Here is a 13370-nt window from a genome sequence, read left to right on the forward strand (position 1 = left end):
CACCTTTGGTAAATGTGCTAAAACATTTTTTGGTTTTGCACTGCATTCACAATAATATTTGCTGTTTCTTCAATCGCTTTATTCGATACATCGATTACTTGGCAATTTATTTTACTAATTACTTCCTCAAAGTGATCAATTTCTTCTTGAATACGATTAATATTTGCATATGTTGCTCCATCACTTAATCCAAGTGATTTTAATCGTTCTTTTCGAATATGATTTAACTTATCTGGCGTAATTTTCAAACCGAAACATTTTTCTTTTGCCACTTGATATAGTTCTTCAGGTGGGTCAACTTCTGGCACGAGTGGTACATTCGCAACTTTCAAGCGTTTGTTATGAGCTAAATATTGGGAAAGTGGTGTTTTTGATGTACGCGAAACACCAATCAACACGATATCTGCTTTTAAAATACCTCGTGCATCTCTGCCGTCATCATACTTCACAGCAAACTCAATCGCTTCAATCTTTTTAAAGTATTCTTCATCTAACCTACGGACAACACCTGGCTCATATCTCGGCACTTGCCCCGTAATTTCTTCAATTTGATCAATAAGAGGGCCGATAATATCGTATGCCTCTACCCCTTCTTTTGCAGCCTCTGTTACTAAATACTGGCGCATATCAGGCTTAACTAACGTAAAACATATAAGTGCTTGATTACTCTTAGCAATCGAAATCACTTCTTTTAATGTCCCTGTATCTTCTACATACGGTACACGTCTAATATCAGGAGCAAACGGGAATTGCCCCATTGCTGCTCGAACAACCAAATCAGCCGTTTCCCCTACAGAGTCAGATACGACATATACGATTTTATTATCCATTACATTACCTCACTTTAAACAAATTACACTTATTCGTTATTTACTAAATTTACAAACGCACGTGTAATATTTGTTTTTGTAATTCGCCCAATCACTTCTAAACCTTGTTTCGTATCTTTTACAACTGGCATTGCATCAATCTGTCTTTCTATTAATTCCATCGCAATATCATATAAAGAATCCTCTCTACGACACATCGCAATGTTTGGCATCCTTGTCATGATAATATTAACCGGAAGAGAGGTTAAATCCTGCTTTCCTAAGCTCGCTCTTAATAAATCTTTACGAGACACAACACCAACTAATAGAGTCATCTGATCTACAACGAACAATGTACCAACGTCCTCTAAAAACATCGTACAAATTGCATCGTATACGGAAACATTTTTATCAATTACAACCGGTCTAGATTGATAATCTTGTACTTTAATTTTCTTAACAGCTTCAGATAATAGCTGCCCCCCAGTTTTACCCGTATAAAAATAACCTACGCGTGGACGTGCTTCTAAATAACCAGCCATCGTTAAAATTGCTAAGTCTGGTCTTAGCGTCGCACGTGTTAGACCCAATTGCGCTGCAATTGATTCCCCTGTAATAGGACCGTGATCTTTTACAATCTGAATGATATGTTCTTGCCGTTTATTCAGCTCTATGATAATCACCACCTTTAATGCACAACGAAAAAAGTTATACTATCTCTTAAATATTATATACTAAATATGCTATTCGAAAAAGAAAGTATGTAAAAAGGACCGTATACGGCCCAAAATTATATTTGAAACTTATCAAGTTGTTCTAAAAAACGTCTTGATTTCAAATAAATTCCGCAATATTCATCATAATATGTATTCAATACTAAACGCATTTGTTTTTTTGTGCTATCCTTTACCGATACATTTCCGAGCCTATGTAAATCGAAATGGAAGAAAAGACGTAATAATTTATGAACAGCTTCTCCTACCGGTATACGATATGGGTCTTGCTCTGCATGACGTGAGCACAGAAAACCGCCTTCCCTTACGGAGAAGGCGACAAAGTCTGTTTCTTGATGACAAATCGCACATGTATCAAAGTACGGGCGCATCCCTAATACCGGAAGCATTTTCGTTTGATAAATTAATGATAATACTTCTGGATCAACACCCTCACACATATAATGCAACGTTTGATATAACATTTCAAATAAATACGGATTATGTTTTTTATCTTCTGTTGCTTTATCAGTTAACTCAACAATAAATGATGCATAAGCAGTTAAAAATATATCCTCGCGAATTTCTTTCATAGTTGAAATAATCTCGCCTTGTTGCAATGTTCCAAGCCCAGATCCCATTTGAATAAGAAAATGGCCATGTGTCATTAATTGCGACACAGATGCTAATCGGCTTTTCGGTTTTTTTGCCCCTCTTGCCATTGCACTTACCTTACCAAGTTCTCTTGAGAATATTGTAACAATCTTGTTCGTTTCTCCGTAATCTGTCGTACGGATAACGATGCCCTCAACTTTTTGAAACATGTTCGTCACCATCCAAGGTTTGAACAAAACGGGTCAAGAAATTGGAGAGTCTAGATGCGCTAGCTCCTCTTCATGTTGATCCATCTCATCGTTTACGTCTTTTTCCATTTCTTTCAAAAGCAAGTACGTTTCAATGCTTCCTGTTTTGGAGAAAAACTTCCAGGTAAAATCTAGCATAAGAATCCACCTTTCTCAATAAGCGTAGCCTATAAACCAATTTCCTTTGTTGTTATTAAATTGACCCATTTTGTCCATTTTCATGTGAGAAAAATTTTTCCTAATTTATCAAAGTTCATAAAAAACCAATAATCAGTGGATGAACCAACCATCCACTGATTACAACTTTACTCTATTTTAGTACTCATCCTCGCGGAAACCTAGGTCACGAAGCTGAGACATTTTATTACGCCAATCTTTTTGCACTTTTACCCATACTTCTAAAAATACTTTAGAACCAAGTAGCGCTTCAATATCAAAACGAGCTCGCTTACCAACTTCTTTTAACATTTTCCCTTGTTTTCCGATGATGATTCCTTTTTGTGATGCACGTTCAACAACAATCGTTGCATTTATATAAACTGCCCCGCCCTCACGCTTTTGAATCGCATCGATAACAACAGCCACAGAATGCGGCACTTCTTCACGTGTTAAATGTAGTACTTTCTCACGAATAAGCTCTGCAATAATAAATCTCTCCGGATGATCCGTTACTTGATTCTCTGGATAGTATTGTGGTCCTTCTGGTAAATACTTTTTAATTGTTCCAATTAAAGCGTCCACATTATTACCGTCTAACGCAGAAATTGGTACAATCTCTGCAAACTCATGTAGTTTACGATATTGATCAATTAACTCTAGTAATTGCTCTGGATGAAGTTGGTCAATTTTATTAATGACTAAAAATACTGGTTGTTTCGTTTCTTTTAATTTCTCAATGATGAATTCCTCACCACGACCAAATCCTTCAACTGCATTAACCATAAACAGAACAATATCAACTTCTTTTAATGTCGTTTGCGCCATCTTTACCATGAAGTCGCCTAATTTATGTTTAGGTTTATGTATTCCTGGTGTATCAATGAAAATAACTTGTGCATCATTTTCTGTATATACACCTTGAATTTTATTACGAGTCGTTTGTGGCTTATCACTCATAATAGCAATTTTCTGGCCGATAATACGGTTTAAAAATGTAGATTTTCCAACATTCGGTCTGCCAATAATAGAGACAAAACCTGATTTATAACCTTTTCTATTCATGTAAATCCTCCGCTAAAAATGCTCCTGGTAACAATTCTCCGACTGTCGTCTCTTGAACGTCACCATGTAAGTTTGATAAGTATACTTTCGTATCCTGTTTACATAATTCTACCATAACTTGTCGACATGCTCCACAAGGAGGTACTGGGCGCTTTGTATCTGCTACAACCGCAATGGCTACAAATTCTTTATCTCCTTCAGAAACCGCCTTAAATAAAGCTGTTCTTTCAGCACAATTACATAAGCCATATGATGCATTCTCAACATTACATCCACGATATACTTTTCCACCGCGCGTTAATAATGCTGCACCTACTTGAAATTTAGAATATGGTACGTACGCTTGTTTACGCGCTTCGATTGCTTCTAGAATTAATTGTTTACTATTCATATTCCCGCATCCTTCCTGTTCACAGCTATGAAGAGATACACTCTCTCATTAAAGGCCCTTACAGCACTTCCAAAGCTTAATAAAAGCTTCGGAATGCAACTATACCATATACGGTAAAAAGATAATAGCACCAATTATAACAGCTATAATTGCAAACAATAAAACCGCTCCTGCCGCAACATCCTTTGCAATTTTTGCAAACGGATGAATATCGGCAGTCGCTAAATCTACCGTTTTTTCCACAGCCGTATTTACCATCTCTAAACTCATTACACTCCCTATTACAATAAGTAATATCATCCACTCTATTTTCGTAATATGGAAATAAAAGCCGCAGCATATAACAATGACTGCGGCTAAATAATGGATTTTCATATTTCGTTCATGACGAAAACAAAAGAATATACCAGCTATAGCATATCCAAAACTATCTATAAGTTTTCCTTTTTTCATCGTCCTAATCCAAAAGCTTCTAAAATTTCTTTTTGTCTTCCGAACATTTCTTTTTCATCTTCTTCTGTCATGTGATCATAACCAAGTAAATGTAAAAAGCCATGTAACGCCAAAAATCCAAGTTCACGATCGAAAGAATGTCCGTACTCTTCAGCTTGCTCTTTCGCTCTTGGAATAGAGATAATAAGATCCCCTAACATGCGCGGCATCTCTGCACCAACAATCTCCATTTCTCCTTCTCCCATCTCTTCCATGGCAAAGGATATTACATCTGTAGGTTGATCTTTATCTCGGTAATCACGATTAATTTCTCTAATGCGCTCATTATCTACAAATGTCACCGATACCTCCGCACCATCCTCGATATTTTCCATTTGAGCTGCTTTTTCTAACACTTCACGAATTAAACTCATATACTCTTCTTTTACTTCTTCTGTTTCATCAATAAAATCAATTAACAAACTCATTCTTTCTCCTTTTCTTCCGGAGGTTCCGGATATGTAATACGCGAATGGAAAATACCATTTAACGTTTCACACAACGTTTTTCCAACGATTTGTAGTTCCTTAAACGTCAAATCACATTCACTAAATTGACCGTCTTGCAGTCGATCTTTAATAATACTTTGCACCAAATTATTAATTTGTTCTGGCGTTGGGTGATTCATAGAACGTACCGCAGCTTCTACACTATCAGCAATACCAACAATTGCCGATTCTTTCGAAGTTGCTTTTGAACCTGGATAACGGAACATCTCTTCTGTATATTTTTCTTTATCTTCTTTAATAGCTTTATAATAAAAATATTTCAGTAACGTCGTACCGTGATGTTGCCCAGCGATATCAATAATTTCTTGTGGAATATGATATTCTTCGAGCATTCTTACTCCATCCGTTACGTGAGCAATTATAATATCTTTACTCGTTACAGGATCTAATTTATCATGCGGGTTTTTAATTCCCATTTGGTTTTCAATAAAGAATTGCGGTTGTACTGTTTTTCCTACATCATGATAATATGCCCCTACACGCGCTAATACACCATTTGCCCCAACTGCTTCACAAGCAGCCTCAGAAAGATTCGCTACCATTACACTATGATGATATGTCCCTGGCGCTTCTAACAAAATTCTGCGTAAAAGCGGATGATTTGGACTTGATAGTTCCATAAGCTTCATACTTGATACGATTCCAAGTCCACTTTCTAAATATGGTAAAATCCCCATAGCCAAAACGGATGATATAATCCCTGAAAGTGAAGCCATTAATAATTGCGTACCAATTTCAAGAGGCGAAAAATTCCCATTACGTAATAATAAGAGCGCCGCTAATACGACTACATTTAATACAGAAACGAGTATACCAGCTTGTAAAATCATTGTACGACGATTTTTTTCTCGCAAGAAAATACTAACCGATAATGAACTTAACAATACGTAAATCCCTACACTATAATTTAATGTACTCGTTACTCCTTCATTAAACATAATACTTCCGCATACAGAAAAAATCATACTCGTTAAAAAGACAAATCGATCACCAATCATTAGTTTTACAAGTATTGTTCCCATCGCAACTGGGACAACATATGCAATCCCTGCGTATTCAAGTTTTTGAAACAAACTAATGATTTTCATTAAGACGATTGTGATAGACAAAATTGTAATATACGCTAAAACATACGGTCTATCTTCTCTTTTTCTCTTTAAAAATAATTCAAATTGTTTATGCATAAAGTATAGTAATACACCAATGAGTACCGCTAATCCAACATAAGGTTGAAAGCCGTTCCCTTTTTCTAACAAACCAACTAATTTCAACTGATTATACACATCACTTGAAATCGTTTCACCTTCTCTAACAAGAACTTGTCCTTGAAGAATATAAACAGGTGGAACTAAATCTTCCTCTGCTTTTCTCTTCTCTTTCGTTAAGATCGGGTCATAAAAATAGTTCGCTGAAATTGCATATCTTCCTAGCGCCTTAATTGATTCTTTTAAACCATTATCAACATTAACACTATTCATCTCACTTACATATCGTTCTTTCGCATCTTTCAATTCGTCCATTTTAATATGCTCAGTCATGATACTATTAATCGCTGTGACCGCAGCATCTTTCGCTAATACTAATTGGCTCGAATCTGCATTAATCAAATTTAGTAAGTTTGAATCAGATAATTCTTTCGTTAAGTCAGCGGGTAGTTTCTTTTTTAACTTATCCACTTTCTCAGCATCAGTCATCTTTTTTTGATCATCCGGTCCAACAGCTTTAATCTCTTGCACCACTTCATCCACTTTAGCAAAGACGTCATTCACAATATCAACTTTATTTTGTTTATACTCACTTTTATATGTATATTGATCTTCAACTTTTGTAGCGGCTTCTTTTTTCTTTTTATCCGTTGTAACTTTATCTTCAATTTTTATAGGAGAATGGATTGTCTTTTTCGCAATAGAATACATATTAACATCTAATTGTTCTGGTTTTACATTATTCATAAGCGCAAAAAACAGCACTGCTCCTAACACAACGTAAGAAATCCAACTTAGTTTTTTCGAATGTTGTAAATTACGAAACCACTTAGAAATTTCTTGAGATCTTGACATGATTTCAATACCTTCTCCTCTCCAGAAATAAAGTGAAACTATTTATAGCTTTCATTTCTTCTACCCAACGATACTTTGAGGCAACATTTTACACACCAGTACCTATAGTTTATTTTCCTTATCTTTCATGATAGTAAAAAATATGACATTCGCCAACCTTATCATACAAAAAGAAATGATCCTGACAAATAGGATCATTCCATTTTATCATATGCCTCAATAATACGTTGCACCAATGGATGTCTCACAACGTCCGTTTGTTCTAATGTAATAAATGACAGACCTGATACACCAGATAAAATATTAGCAGCTATAGATAGCCCTGATTTTACCCCTTTTGGCAAGTCTACTTGTGAAGGGTCCCCTGTAATAACCATTTTAGAGCTAAAACCTAATCTTGTTAAAAACATTTTTATTTGAGCACCCGTTGTATTTTGAGCCTCATCTAAAATAACAAATGAATCATCAAGCGTACGCCCCCTCATATAAGCAAGCGGAGCTATTTCAATTACTCCTCGCTCCATCATACGCTGCGTATATTCTTGTCCAAGAATATCATGTAAGGCATCATATAATGGACGTAAGTATGGATCTACCTTCTCTTTCAAATCCCCTGGTAAAAAACCTAAATTTTCTCCAGCTTCTACAGCAGGTCTTGTTAAAATAATTTTCTTTACATATCCTTGTTTTAAAGCTCTCACAGCCATTACTACAGCTAAGTATGTTTTTCCAGTTCCTGCAGGCCCTATCCCAAAGACAATATCATTCTTCTTCATCGCATGAATATATCTTCTTTGCCCCATTGTTTTTACACGAATGGATTTACCTTTTGCAGTCTTGAAAATTTCTTCTTCATATAACTCTTCAAATTGAGCAATTTTCCCTTGTTGCGCGAGCTGAATTGCATACGCAACATCTCTCTCTGAAATTGATATACTTTTACGAATTACAACAAGTAATTGCTGTAAGATTTTTTCTACGAGTGTCACCGTTTCAACTGCTCCAGATACATGAACAGTTTCTCCTCTAGTTACGATCGATACATTCAGTTCTCGTTCAATTACTTTTAAATGTGCATCATTGACTCCAAAAAGAGCGATTGCTTCGTTAGTATTTTCCAATTGTTGGTTCATTTCTACTAATTGTTCTGCCATTACTCAGTCTCCTTGAATATCGGATTCGGATATTGGTTGTGGCTCTGCAATATTTTCAACCACAGTATAATGCAATGTGACTTTTAGTTGATCCGCCTCAACCTCTTTACTCAAAATCTTATCACTTACAATCATAGCATGTTCATCCAATTTTTTCTTTAGTTCTTTTTCGGCCATCTCCTTCGCTACTTTCAGCGCTTGCTTTTCTGTATATTCTCGATTCGCTTCTTCCTCTTCTCTCACAACATCTTTTTCATATGCAATTGGCAGTGTAAAACCAAATAATTTCACATCATGCTTTACACTTTCAGTACGAGAGCGTTTATACTTATCATGCTGAAATCCCCATATTTTTATTTTCGTATCCCCGAATTTAAGAAAATGTTCATTGTATACATTACCAGTATACACTTGGAATTGCGTCTTTAGCGGAACATCTACCTTAGATGTATACCACGTTTCGCCATACACAATACCTTTCGCTGAAACAATCGTCGGACTTTCCTCATTACCATATATTCCCGATACGAGAATCTGCCCTTTTTCTACATGATCATTCTTCAGTACAACCGGCTTTCCAACTTCTACAAACGTTTTTGTAATAATCGCTTCTTTTTTTGCTACTAAATTTTGCGGCCTTTGTTCCTTTTCTTTTTTTGGTTCGTTTTTTTCAACAATTTTAAAATGATACGTCGTTCCTCTTACTTCTAGTCCCGCCCAAGTAATGGCATTAATATTATCTGTCAAATGGCGTTGTACATCTTCTACATTCGGCATTTGAAATTGTAGTTTCCCTTTTTTAATACCCATTTTATCCAATTCTTTCATCAATATATATTCTGTTTCGGGTTTTGCTCCTGTAATTTCAATTTTCCAAACCATATTTGACATTGCAATCACGCCAAAAAAGAAAATTAAAAACCCAATTAAAAATCCACTATTTTTAATTAAACGCTTATTCCAAAAAGGAAAACCATAACGTCCAATAAAATATAATTTACATTCATTTTTTCTATAAATTGGTTTTATTTTTTTCACATCGCGTAACAACATACAAAAAACTAACGTTTCATCAGCTATTTTCTTAACATCCCAAACTAACAAATTCCTCCGTACACATTCATTAACAAACCGTTCCGCTCCTCTACCTTCAATCCGCACTTTTACATATCCAAGCCACTTTATAAACCATTTATTTTTCATTTACCACCTTCACTGCCTTTCTAAAAGTAGATATACTACTTTTTATTTGAAGCATTAAAATAGCTCGTACTAAAATGAAACAAATTAAAACTGTAATCGGTCTCTATCAACGAAACTTTTACAGGATAAAGAAGAAAAACTTCACAAATGGAAGTTTCACTTCAATCACCTTTTTTTTCATTTTCTAAAAATGTTACTTGCTCAATTATCCCTTCGAGCAAAAGCTCTTCTGGAAGAATCGTTTTAATAACAAAGGATTGTCCTTTAATTAGTAATTGACCATGTTTTAACAGCAATCGCACTTCTTTATCTGAAAACACTAATAGCCCCCGATGATTTTCTATATAAATATGTATTTGCCCAACAAGAGTAATCCGAGGCAGATCCATTAATACATCCACTGGTAGGTCTACTTGTTTTGTTAACCAATTTTTCATTTGTTCTAATTTCTTCATCTCGAAAGACCCCCTCCTCATCCCATATATATGTATTTCTTCACAAGTGCCTATCGTGTTATAACGACTTCACTAACATAACTATATTCTGTAAGAGTTCATCTCATGTTAATTAAAACAGTCGCTATATGAAATCATATTTATCAGGACAATGATGGATCAGAGAATGTTACCCATAATAATAGAAGTATTAATACAAGAATATGCGCCCTCAGGGGATATCAGTACAAGTTAAATTAAGAAATTGAGCCTAGCAAGAAGTTGGAAACTTGAAAAAAACTGTTACAATTCGTTCTGGACGTGACATACTGACCATAGAATAAGTAGTTGTCATTCATTAGACAAATGAGATAAAATCCGAAAAAGGAAATTGCTCCACTCTGAATTTTGCGGTGTAAGTAAGAATATTTTATAGGTGGTTGTTATATGAATTCCAAAAAAATATTAGGATTCATTAAAAAACAAAAAAATGAATTAATAAGCGAGGAAATACGAAAGGAAATTGGATTTAGTCAAGAAATTTTGAATGTTATAAAACAAGTTACTAACAGCAGCATCCAGCCCTTTTATGCAACTGATTCAAAATCTAAAATAGCCGGAGTCTCTTTCGTTACCTTTGAGGATTCTGCTGAACAGCAAGTTATAAAACTTCAATCTGAGGTTAAGAAACTTGGATACTTAGCTTTTATTTGCGAAAGAAGTTTTAGTCAAGGAAGTAAGAGTGAGTGTAGAATTGCAATTACACAAGGAAATGACCAATTTGATATCCTTACAATCCAACAAACAAATGGCGTTAATTACGAAGTTAGCAATATAGATGTTATTTTTAAACTAAGAAAATGGAATGATCGCTATCCTTTTATCATAATCGGTGCAGATCATGACTGGGTTGATGCCATTTTTAGCGCGTTACCTACAGACGAAGAAATGCAATCTTTCGCGCAAGAAATGTATGAATTTTGTCCAGATATAGTGGAACAAGGAACAGAAAGCATTGAGGAGTTAGTCGAAGAAATTAAGAAAACGAAAAAGCTTTTTTTATGGTGGGATTAATCATAACTAAGGCCGTTACCTTTTTTTACATACCAGAGGCGTTTCTATCACTTACAGAAACGCTTTTTAAGCAATATAGCGTTTTTCCTTAATAAGAACAATAAAAAAACGTCTCATACGAAATGAGACGTTTTTTTATGCTAATAGCTGGATAACCAACTTATTCACAAGTGATCCGTCTGTTTTACCTTTTACTTTCGGCATAACAGCAGTCATCACCTTACCCATATCTGCTTTAGAAGTCGCACCAACTTCAGAAATAACTTGCTTGATTACATCAACTAGTTCTTCTTCAGTTAATTGCTCTGGCAAATATGCGCTTAAAATCTGAATTTCACTTTGCAGTTTATTAACAAGGTCTTCACGACCAGCTTTTTTAAATTCAAGGAGGGAGTCCTTATACTGTTTTACTTCACGAGCTAAAACTGTTACTTCCTCTTCTTCAGTAAGAGTATGTTGCAGTTTAATACCTTCATTTTGTAAAGCAGCCTTAACCATACGAATAACGGTTAATTTTTCTTTTTGTTTATTCTTCATCGCTTGTTTCATATCATCGTTTAAACGACCGAGAAGACTCATAACTTACACCCTCTCTTAGAATTTACGCTTTCTTGCCGCTTCAGATTTCTTCTTACGTTTTACACTTGGTTTTTCATAAAACTCGCGCTTTCTTGCTTCAGCAAGTGTACCAGTTTTAGAAACCGATCTTTTAAAACGGCGAAGTGCATCCTCCAAAGACTCGTTTTTACGAACGACTGTTTTTGACATTCTCTTTCCCTCCCTCCGAAACATCACACTTACATACTAACTTCAGCATGCAAAAAGAAACACTTCTTCAGCATGTCTTTTACGATTATAATACATTTTATCACTTCAGGTCAACTATTTGGCAGAATAAAAGAAGAATAGAAGCATTTCCTTTTCAAAAGTTATACAAATAGCTAGTATCCTTCTTTCATGAAGACAACTATATATTTTTATCATTTCAACTTTTTTCATACAGGGATGCACGAAACGCCTCTCCACCTTCTAGTACTTAACCGCTTCAAATAAAGAAAGCATGCAAACCGTTTCCGGTTGCACGCTCTTTTTTATGCGCTTGCTGATTCTTTTTTCACATCATCTTCAAGAACACGAACAAATTGCGCTTCGTTATATGGATAGCCAGCTTTCGTAATTTTCACTTTCACTAGCTTACCAATTAATTCTTCTGATCCTTCAAATACAATTTTCAAGTAGTTATCTGTATACCCTACATATAACCCTTCACGGTCGCCGTCTTTAAATTGCTCTTCTGGAATGATTTCAAGCACTTCCCCTTCAAACGCTGATGCATATTCTTTCGCTAATTGATTAGATAGCTCAATTAAACGATGAACACGATCGTTCTTCACATCTTCAGGAACTTGATCTTCCATGCGTGCTGCAGGTGTTCCTGTACGTTTTGAATAAGGGAACACGTGTAACTCAGAGAAGCGGTTCTCTTTAATGAAATTGTATGTTTCCATGAATTCTTCTTCTGTTTCACCTGGGAAACCAACGATTACGTCAGATGTAATCGCAAGGCCTGGTAACGCTTCTTTCAAACGATCTAAACGCTCTTGGAAGAATTCCATCGTATATTTACGACGCATACGTTTTAATACAGTATTAGAACCAGATTGCAACGGAATATGCAAGTGACGTACAACTACTTCAGATTTATCTAACACTTCAATTACTTCATCTGAAATTTGACTCGCTTCAATAGAAGAAATACGAAGACGTTTTAATCCGCCTACTTCCGCTTCCATATCACGAAGTAATCCAGCTAAGTTATAATCTTTTATATCTTCGCCGTATCCACCTGTATGAATACCCGTTAATACGATTTCTTTATAGCCTGCATCCACTAATTGTTGTGCTTGTTTAATAACCTCTTTTCCATCACGAGAACGCATTAAACCACGCGCCCAAGGAATGATACAGAATGTACAGAAGTTATTGCAACCCTCTTGTATTTTTAAAGACGCACGTGTACGATCCGTGAAATAAGGTACATCAAGTTCTTCGTACACACGTGTTTTCATAATATTGCGGACAGCATTAATTGGTTGACGCTCTTTACGGAATTCTTCGATGTAACCTAACATCTTTTCACGATCCTGTGTACCAACTACAATATCTACACCTGGAATCGCCATAATTTCAGCTGGAGATGTTTGTGCATAACATCCCGTTACGCAAATAACTGCATCTGGATTTTGACGCACAGCACGTCTGATTACTTGACGGCTTTTTTTGTCCCCAGTATTCGTTACTGTACATGTGTTAATAACATATACATCAGCTTTCTTTTCATATTCTGTTCTTTCATAACCACCTTGTTTAAACAATTGCCAAATGGCTTCTGTTTCATAGTGGTTTACTTTACAACCTAACGTATGGAACGCAACAGTTGACATTGA

General features: G+C 35.5%; 16 protein-coding genes. 1 reads left to right on the top strand and 15 read right to left on the bottom strand.

Features of this window, described 5'->3' with window-relative positions; all coding sequences use genetic code 11:
* Positions 1-17: 17 nt before the first annotated feature.
* From MHH27_RS22105 to yqfC, 12 genes are all read right to left on the bottom strand, one after another.
* On the bottom strand, positions 18-830 hold the full coding sequence (locus tag MHH27_RS22105) for a pyruvate, water dikinase regulatory protein (RefSeq protein ID WP_000368944.1): 813 nt from the start codon (positions 828-830) through the stop codon (positions 18-20).
* Between the two features lie 29 nt (positions 831-859).
* Positions 860-1492 carry a helix-turn-helix transcriptional regulator gene (locus MHH27_RS22110; RefSeq protein WP_000583756.1) on the bottom strand — a complete coding sequence of 211 codons (633 nt, stop codon included), beginning with the start codon at positions 1490-1492 and terminating at the stop codon, positions 860-862.
* Between the two features lie 107 nt (positions 1493-1599).
* Positions 1600-2346 carry a DNA repair protein RecO gene (recO, locus tag MHH27_RS22115; protein ID WP_000487009.1) on the bottom strand — a complete coding sequence of 249 codons (747 nt, stop codon included), beginning with the start codon at positions 2344-2346 and terminating at the stop codon, positions 1600-1602.
* Positions 2347-2379: 33 nt separating this feature from the next.
* On the bottom strand, positions 2380-2523 hold the full coding sequence (locus MHH27_RS22120; protein WP_000883924.1) for a YqzL family protein: 144 nt from the start codon (positions 2521-2523) through the stop codon (positions 2380-2382).
* Between the two features lie 177 nt (positions 2524-2700).
* Entirely contained in the window at positions 2701-3606 is a 906-nt protein-coding gene (gene era / locus MHH27_RS22125; RefSeq protein WP_001080230.1) for a GTPase Era, read from the bottom strand.
* Positions 3599-3997 carry a cytidine deaminase gene (locus tag MHH27_RS22130; RefSeq protein WP_001086285.1) on the bottom strand — a complete coding sequence of 133 codons (399 nt, stop codon included), beginning with the start codon at positions 3995-3997 and terminating at the stop codon, positions 3599-3601. Before MHH27_RS22130 ends, era begins: the two co-directional genes overlap by 8 nt.
* Before the next feature lie 99 nt (positions 3998-4096).
* A complete protein-coding gene (locus MHH27_RS22135) occupies positions 4097-4450 on the bottom strand; it encodes a diacylglycerol kinase family protein (protein ID WP_000715464.1) in 354 nt (117 codons plus the stop codon).
* A complete protein-coding gene (gene ybeY, locus MHH27_RS22140) occupies positions 4447-4917 on the bottom strand; it encodes an rRNA maturation RNase YbeY (protein WP_000054684.1) in 471 nt (156 codons plus the stop codon). Before ybeY ends, MHH27_RS22135 begins: the two co-directional genes overlap by 4 nt.
* A complete protein-coding gene (locus MHH27_RS22145; protein ID WP_000091513.1) occupies positions 4914-7058 on the bottom strand; it encodes an HD family phosphohydrolase in 2145 nt (714 codons plus the stop codon). Before MHH27_RS22145 ends, ybeY begins: the two co-directional genes overlap by 4 nt.
* Before the next feature lie 194 nt (positions 7059-7252).
* On the bottom strand, positions 7253-8212 hold the full coding sequence (locus MHH27_RS22150; RefSeq protein WP_000840520.1) for a PhoH family protein: 960 nt from the start codon (positions 8210-8212) through the stop codon (positions 7253-7255).
* Positions 8213-8215: 3 nt separating this feature from the next.
* Entirely contained in the window at positions 8216-9415 is a 1200-nt protein-coding gene (gene yqfD / locus MHH27_RS22155) for a sporulation protein YqfD (protein ID WP_000792498.1), read from the bottom strand.
* Between the two features lie 161 nt (positions 9416-9576).
* Complete coding sequence (yqfC, locus tag MHH27_RS22160; protein ID WP_000732269.1) at positions 9577-9870, bottom strand: sporulation protein YqfC; 294 nt, start codon at positions 9868-9870, stop codon at positions 9577-9579.
* A 426-nt stretch (positions 9871-10296) separates the two neighbouring features.
* On the opposite strand from yqfC, the gene MHH27_RS22165 reads away from it, so the two are divergent.
* On the top strand, positions 10297-10923 hold the full coding sequence (locus MHH27_RS22165; protein ID WP_340944070.1) for a DUF4253 domain-containing protein: 627 nt from the start codon (positions 10297-10299) through the stop codon (positions 10921-10923).
* Positions 10924-11058: 135 nt separating this feature from the next.
* Here MHH27_RS22165 and MHH27_RS22170 read toward each other — a convergent pair whose 3' ends face one another.
* From MHH27_RS22170 to mtaB, 3 genes are all read right to left on the bottom strand, one after another.
* Positions 11059-11502: a GatB/YqeY domain-containing protein gene (locus MHH27_RS22170; protein ID WP_000054582.1), complete on the bottom strand. Its 444-nt coding sequence runs from the start codon at positions 11500-11502 to the stop codon at positions 11059-11061.
* 15 nt (positions 11503-11517) lie between these two features.
* On the bottom strand, positions 11518-11691 hold the full coding sequence (rpsU, locus tag MHH27_RS22175; RefSeq protein WP_000048061.1) for a 30S ribosomal protein S21: 174 nt from the start codon (positions 11689-11691) through the stop codon (positions 11518-11520).
* A gap of 323 nt (positions 11692-12014) precedes the next feature.
* On the bottom strand, positions 12015-13367 hold the full coding sequence (mtaB, locus tag MHH27_RS22180) for a tRNA (N(6)-L-threonylcarbamoyladenosine(37)-C(2))-methylthiotransferase MtaB (RefSeq protein ID WP_000108679.1): 1353 nt from the start codon (positions 13365-13367) through the stop codon (positions 12015-12017).
* Between the last annotated feature and the right edge of the window lie 3 nt (positions 13368-13370).

Source organism: Bacillus sp. FSL L8-0152, assembly GCF_038006365.1.
GTDB classification, from domain to species: Bacteria; Bacillota; Bacilli; order Bacillales; family Bacillaceae_G; genus Bacillus_A; species Bacillus_A cereus.